1 pseudogene is annotated in these 1,209 nt (G+C 76.4%); it reads right to left on the reverse strand.

Annotated features, from left to right (window positions below):
- A pseudogene (locus ACWEBX_RS41075) lies at positions 1–1,209 on the reverse strand (helix-turn-helix transcriptional regulator); the annotation flags it as partial.

The following is a 1,209-nucleotide window of genomic DNA, read 5'->3' on the forward strand; positions in this document are numbered from 1 at the left end:
GCCTCGGGCCCGGTCGCCCCCTGTCTCCACGAGCACGTCCATCGCCGCAAGCGGTTCACCCAGGGCCAGGTAGGCGGTCGACATGGTGAGCGCGGCCCGGTCGGTCACCCACGGCGAGGGCTCGGTCCCGTGCGGCGGGCGCTTCAGCTCGTCCAGGACGCGCAGCGCCTCCTTCGGATGTCCCTTGGCCAGCAGCATCCGGGAGCGCACCAGCGCCAGGCCCGCCGTCGCGACGGGATCGTGCGCGACCGGGCTGGAGGCGGTCGCCTGGTCCAGATGGGTCTGCGCCGCGGCCAGATCGTCGCGGTCGACGGCGACCGCCGCCAGGACGAGCTGGGCGACGCCCGTGCGGGCGGGGGGCGGCAGGCCGGAGCGCTCCGCCCCGGCGACCGCCGCCCGCGCGTGCGACTCCGCGCGACCGGGCCGCCCGCACAGGAGGTCGATCAGGGCGAGCCGGCCGAGGGACTCGTGCCGGGGTGACGCGGTGGACGGTCCGTCGTCGACCTGGGTGGCGGCGGACAGCGAGATCCGGGCCGCGTCGAGCCGCCCCGCCCAGAGCTGTGCCGAGCCCAGTCCGGTGAGCATCAGGGCCGGCAGCTCGGGGTGCCGTTCCAGCAGTTCGGCCGGAAGGGACAGCTCCGCCGCCATCATGTCCTCGGCCGCCGCCTGCGCCCTGTCGGCGGAGCCGGTCAGCCGGGCCGCGAACACCCGCAGCAGCGCGTGGCTCAGCCGCAGGGCCGCGGGGCCCGCCCCCTCGCCCTCCAGGTTCTCCTCCGCCCGGCGCAGATAGTCCAGGCCCCGGTCGACGTCGTGGCGGACGAGTTCACGGGCGGCGCGCACCAGGCACGCGGCCGGCCCGGCCGCGTCCGACGGCATGGCGGCGAACAGTCCGTCGAGGCGTTCGGCGTCGAGTCCCGTCAGCAGCTCGCCCATGGCCAGCTCGTCGACGAACCGGCCTGCCGCGAGCTCCCACTCCCCGGCCCCCGCCGCGTGCGGCAGGGCCTCCGCCAGCAGGCCCGACTCGCTCAGCCAGCGGGCGGCCCGCCGGTGCAGCTCCGGCTCAAGACCCGGGAGTCTGACCCGCAGATGGACCCGCAGGATCTCCGCGAACAGGGGGTGCAGCCGGTACCACGAGTGGCCGATCGCCTCGACGAAGGCGTTGGCGTGCTGGAGCCCGGCCAGGATGGCGTCCGCGTCGTCCCGGCCCGT

Source organism: Streptomyces sp. NPDC005070, from assembly GCF_053600395.1.